At 56.1% G+C, this 4,736-nt stretch carries 4 protein-coding genes and 1 pseudogene; 4 read left to right on the top strand and 1 reads right to left on the bottom strand.

Going from position 1 to position 4,736, the window contains the following annotated elements; translation table 11 throughout:
• On the top strand, positions 1–556 hold a 556-nt coding region (locus AKV04_RS03715), incomplete at its 5' end, for a recombinase family protein (RefSeq protein WP_054005135.1).
• 755 nt (positions 557–1,311) lie between these two features.
• Positions 1,312–1,968 carry a hypothetical protein gene (locus tag AKV04_RS26015; RefSeq protein WP_156317346.1) on the top strand — a complete coding sequence of 219 codons (657 nt, stop codon included), beginning with the start codon at positions 1,312–1,314 and terminating at the stop codon, positions 1,966–1,968.
• A gap of 50 nt (positions 1,969–2,018) precedes the next feature.
• Here AKV04_RS26015 and AKV04_RS03705 read toward each other — a convergent pair whose 3' ends face one another.
• On the bottom strand, positions 2,019–4,271 hold the full coding sequence (locus AKV04_RS03705) for a calcium-binding protein (RefSeq protein WP_054005133.1): 2,253 nt from the start codon (positions 4,269–4,271) through the stop codon (positions 2,019–2,021).
• Between the two features lie 113 nt (positions 4,272–4,384).
• Between AKV04_RS03705 and AKV04_RS03700 the strand changes: the two are divergent.
• Together AKV04_RS03700 and AKV04_RS03695 are read left to right on the top strand one after the other, a co-directional pair.
• A pseudogene (locus tag AKV04_RS03700) lies at positions 4,385–4,579 on the top strand (recombinase family protein); the annotation flags it as partial.
• 29 nt (positions 4,580–4,608) lie between these two features.
• The coding region (locus AKV04_RS03695) for a transposase (protein ID WP_156317345.1) at positions 4,609–4,736 on the top strand (128 nt) is incomplete at its 3' end.

Here is a 4,736-nt window from a genome sequence, read left to right as displayed (position 1 = left end):
CGCGCGCTTCACCGAGGTTGAAAGCGGCAAGAATGCCAACCGGCCAGAACTGACGGCAGCCATTCAGCTGGCGAGACTCACCGGTGCCACGCTGGTCATTGCCAAACTGGACAGGCTGTCGCGCAATGCCGCCTTCCTGCTCACTTTGCGCGATAGTGGTGTGCGTTTCCTTGCTGTGGATATGCCAGAAGCAAATGATCTGACGGTGGGCATCATGGCGTTGGTGGCACAGGCGGAACGCGAGGCCATATCCCGGCGCACCAAGGAGGCACTCGCGGTCGCCAAGGCGCGCGGGGTGAAGCTGGGCAATCCGAATGGCGCTGCGGCCCTTCTGCGGGCAGGGAAGGGCGGATGCGCACTATGCAAAACGGTATCCATGAATGCAGACCAACATGCCGCTGACCTCGCTCCGGTTATTGCTGATATCCGCACAACTGGTCATGTCACGCTGCGCGCCATTGCAGCCCAACTCACCAACCGCGGTATGCTGACACGACAAGGCGGGCAGTGGCATGTGTCGAATGTGCGAAACTTGCTGAGGCGGATGGATGGCTGATGCTGCCGCGGTAAACAAGCGAACCGCGAGAACAGGTGTCATCGGGGTTCAACCTTCCCAGTTCGCTCGATCATAACCGGCGTCATGCTCGCAGCGCGGGTCCAACAGCCGACTTAATCTTCCAACCGCTGCCCAATACATATCAATGCGCGCCACGACCCGATCCCGCAGATGGATCTGGTGTTTCCATAATATGGCCGAAATCCACCCCATGTTCGTAGAGTAAGAAAGCGATCAGCTTTCCAGTGCAGTCGTTTATGAAAGCGTTGGTATCACCTGGTGGCGACGGCAACCTGCGGGGAAACTAGGAAAGCTCTAGCAGCACCAGCTATTTAAAAAAAAAGGAATAGCAGCGCTGCCACGCAGGCGGCGGACTCAAGCATTGGCAAACTATTTAATTAGGTCTCGGATCGGTTTCGGCGGAGCAAAGACATTATGATCCACATTGTATGACGAATGGTTTAAGTTATCGTTTCGAAACATTTCACCCTCTACGCACACATTGTTTCCGGAGCCGGTATTCTAACAAGTTCTTATGCACCATTAGGTATATGACCAATGATGTTTGGCATAGCTGTCTTTTTAGACAGGCAATCTCCTTTCGTGCCCTACCGTCACGGTCACTGGATACTTGGAATAGCGAAACTAAGAGCGCCGCGCCGCCGAGTGTAAAAAAACTTGGAAGCAAAAAAAAAGCCCCGTCTCCACGAGCGAGGGCTTATGTGGTACGGGGAGCCACGACTTCCCTACAATAAATGACGATAGTCGATTTAGTCAATATTGCTGGAAGCGTCGGCGCGGGGTCTTCTGATACGCCATTTCAAGCACCACCACCCCAATATCCGCAAAGCGAGCCACCCACACACCACCGCGCCGCCCTCCAGCAAGCGTGTGAGGGCTGTGCGGCGCCGTGCAAACCCGTCGGGGCCAACGCGGACCAGCACGCCGCCGACTTCGCTCCGGTCATCGCCAATATCCGCGCGGCAGGTCATCTCACCCTATGCGTCATCGGCTGGCAACTCGGCCAGGGCGGCATGCCGACGCGGCAAGGTAGGCAGTGGTATATGCGGAATGTGCACAATTTGCCGTCAGAGTTGATGGGTGAGGTTGGTGCAGCCGAGTTAGGTGGCCCGCAGACTACAGTCGGCTCTAATGAGCAAGCAGAAAAAAGACCGAGCGATCCGGATCATCTGAATTATGTCAAAGGTGCTATCGGCCAAAGTCACCAGCTCACCGTTTACGACTACATTGTTATAGCCTGGCTGCAACTCTGGCAGGTCGTAAGCTTGGCACAGTTCGTCTTGGGTCAGCGCTGCCGTGGGCGAGATAAACGTCCCCAGCGCCGCTATCGAGAGAGCAGGGTGTCAAGCGAAGATCGCGCACAACTTGCACGTTGTAGGGATCAAGCGTGACTGCTTGTCCACAAGAGGTCTATCGCGGCTTCTCCTCAATCCTGCAAAGGTCAGAACAGGAAGTTATCCTGATCCTGCATTGTGGCCACTGTTTGATTTTCGACAAGAATACTGAGCGTGCCAAAGGTCAACCGCACATTGGTGCCAACTTGGGCAAAGGTTATGTCGGACACGGCGTTGGCGGCACGCAACTCGATGTGATCCTGCCCTATGGTGAAATCGGTGATCCGGTCCGCATTGTCTGTTGGCAGGAACACGAATGTATCTAGCCCAGCACCTCCGGTCAGCGCATCGTTGCCGAGACCGCCGATCAGTCGATCGTTGCCCGACAGCCCAAGCAACGTATCTGCACCCGCGCCGCCTATGAGTGTATTGGCGCTGGCATTGCCCTCAAGCTGATCTGCCTTTGCTGTGCCTGTCAGATTCTCTATGTCGATCATCGAGAAAAATCCGGCACCCGTCAGCCCGAAATCCTGCCAAGCACCGCTTTGATCCAGCGTTACCGTCACACCCGAGGTGAAGCGGGAAAGATTGATCGTATCCACTCCGGCATCGCCTTGGATAACCACGCCAAAAATCGGCTGCATAGCGGTCAGGGACAAAGTGTCGTTGCCGTCACCCAGCACCACGAACCGTGCCCCACCTACACCCAGAGTCACGGTGTCATTGCCTGCACCGGTATCAATCCAATCGGCGCGGCCGTTGGTCAGATTGAGGATATCATTGCCGATTCCGGTCTGCAGGCTGCGCACGCCGCCCGCGCCGACGGTGACGGTATCATTGCCCTCATAACTATTAATGTTGTCGACCTGTCCAGCCCCGGTTGTGATCCGGTCGTTGCCCTTCGAGGTTTGGATGTAGCCGGCCCCCCCCGTGCCAACAACCACGGTGGTCGCCTCTACATTGATCTGATCACCGGCATAGACCTGCAAAGAGCCGAGCCAACCGACAGATCGGATTTCCTGCGCTGCGGAAGAACCACTAAGTACGATCTGTTGGGCGCCGCCCTGCCCCAGAAGGATAGTGTTCTGGGCGTTGTAGGCATAGATCGATTCGATGTTGCCAGCCTGCGTGGTCAGCCGGTTTACGCCTTCGTCCATCTTCAGTTGCAGAATGCGTGCGTCGCCCAAGAGTGAGATGGTTTCGTTGCCATTGGCTTGAAAACTGTTGATCTGACCGCCGTTCATGGTCACCTTGTTGTTGCCCTCGCCCAGCAACACCGAGTTGATGTCGCCGTTTGTTACCGTAAGCGTATCATTGCCTTCGTTGGCGCGCAGAGTGCCAAGGAAATACCCGCTGCCAACCGTGATGATATTGTTGCCGCCTCCCGCATAGGCCTGATCTGTCTGGCCCGAGGTGAACTGCAGCGTGTCATTTCCGCTAAAGGCATTGACCACCCAGACATAGTCGCCATTTGTGCGGAAAAAGTTGTTGCCGTCGCCAAGATTGACAACATCAACTTGCCCACCCGCATTGACGATAAACCGATCATTGGCACCACCAAGGGCGGCCTGTTCGAGACTGCCACTGACATTGACGATGTCGACGCCACCGCTGAACCCAATGCTGCGGACCTCGGCGCTGGCCCCGATGGTGACGGTGTTGGTGCCTGAATATGAGGTGATAGAGCCATAGAACCCAGCCGTCAGGTTCACATTGCTGATACCTGACCCAAGGCTAAGCGAATCGCCTCCACCGAGCAGGGTGAAGGTATTGGAATCGCCGTGGCTGCGGATGCTGCCGAAATTCCCGCCATTGACGATGGTGTTAGTTGATCCCTCGCCGAATTCGAGGGAGTTGATGTATCCGCTGCCGCCGTTGATGGTGTTGACGCTTGCCCGCTCGGGACCGCCAAGAAACATTGACTTCACGCTGCCCGTACCAATGTTGATAACGTTCAGCCGCCCGTCAGAGAGCATGTAGTCCAGACTTTGCTCGCCCAGCGTCAGGTTCAATGTGCGGTCATCAAAGACTTCGAGATAGCGCACCCGCGTGTTGAAAAGCGTGATGGCGGTATCGCCTGCGCCGCTGACCTGCAACCGCTCAATCCGGCGCGCTACGCCGTCGTTGGCATCGGTCAGGTTAACGTCATATTCAAACGGGCCGTCGTTGAAGAAATTCAAAAACCGAATGCGCCAGTCGCCACCTGCAAGGCTGGCGTTCAAGGTATTCGCTTCGTTGGGGTCCTCGCCCGGATCAATGCCCACCGAAACATAGTTGATGCTCTGGTTGGACCAAGTGCCGTTGGTTCCGAATGCGCTGAAATTGTTGATGCCGTCGAGGGTGATGTTCTGCGTAACCATGTCATTCCCCTAAATGCTAAAGAATTTGAAGTGCCCTGCTATTGCCACAATGATATTGCAGTAGTCCTTCAAAACAACCGATTCGTTAGCGAGTCCTTCGCGCAGCATACGAGCGGGTGTCGACGGCGCGGCAGGGCGCGAGCGGGCTGGGGCTGGAGGCGCAGCGCAATACTATCGATGCCTTTGCCGCAGCGCGCGCCGCCGAAATCCTTGCGCGCTTCATCGAGGTGGAAAGTGGCAAGACTGCCAATCGGCCAGAACTGACGGCAGCTGACCTGCCCCCCGGAAGTTCCCTCGATCTGATGTAGAGTCTGCCCATCCCTGAAGGAGCAGACGAATGAGGAAAAGCCGTTTTACCGATGCGCAGATAATCGGGATGATCAAAGAGCAGGAGGCTGGTTTGCCAACCGCTGAGCTATGCCGAAAGCATGGATTGAGCCCCGCGACTTTCTACAAGCTGAAGGC

Origin of the sequence: Cypionkella psychrotolerans, from assembly GCF_001294535.1 — a bacterium.
Taxonomy (GTDB): domain Bacteria; phylum Pseudomonadota; class Alphaproteobacteria; order Rhodobacterales; family Rhodobacteraceae; genus Cypionkella; species Cypionkella psychrotolerans.
Note: the sequence above shows the minus strand (reverse complement) of the source record. Positions and strands in the feature narration are given on the sequence as shown.